Here is a 495-nt window from a genome sequence, read left to right as displayed (position 1 = left end):
GTTTCAGACGGCCTTTTTTATTTTAAAATACAAATATTCTTGATAATCTGTATCATTTATATAAAAATATCGACTCCTATCAATATCGCCCGGATTTTATCGGGTAATCAACCCAATTACATTTTTATCAGGAGTCTGCAATGAAAACCATCCGTATTCTGGCATTGGCCGCCGCACTGACCGCTATACCTACATTTGCATCTGATTTCGGCCATGAACAGGCATTGACCATAGACGGCAAGCCTGCCCATTTGGCAGAAACTTCAGCCCGTATTTTGGCAAACGAAACCCTGACTGCGCCGCAACTGGTCGAAGACATTACCGATGGATTCGGTTCGAAAAAAATTCCAGGTCATAAATTGATGATTATGGGCCGCACTTATTCGGTGGCGGCAGAAACCAAACCGCCGAAAGAGGGCCAAACTCAGTGGCGGGACACTACGTTCATTCCTCGCGGCGTAAAACTGTTTGTCGGTCTTCCGGTCAAAAACGGCA

1 pseudogene is annotated in these 495 nt (G+C 45.1%); it reads left to right on the top strand.

From position 1 onward, the window contains the following. Positions 1-140 precede the first annotated feature (140 nt). Positions 141-495, top strand: a pseudogene (locus ACTHUM_RS19005) (hypothetical protein); the annotation flags it as partial.

The sequence above is a fragment of the Neisseria sp. P0021.S006 genome, from assembly GCF_051956895.1.
This window is presented reverse-complemented; position numbering and strand designations above follow the sequence as displayed.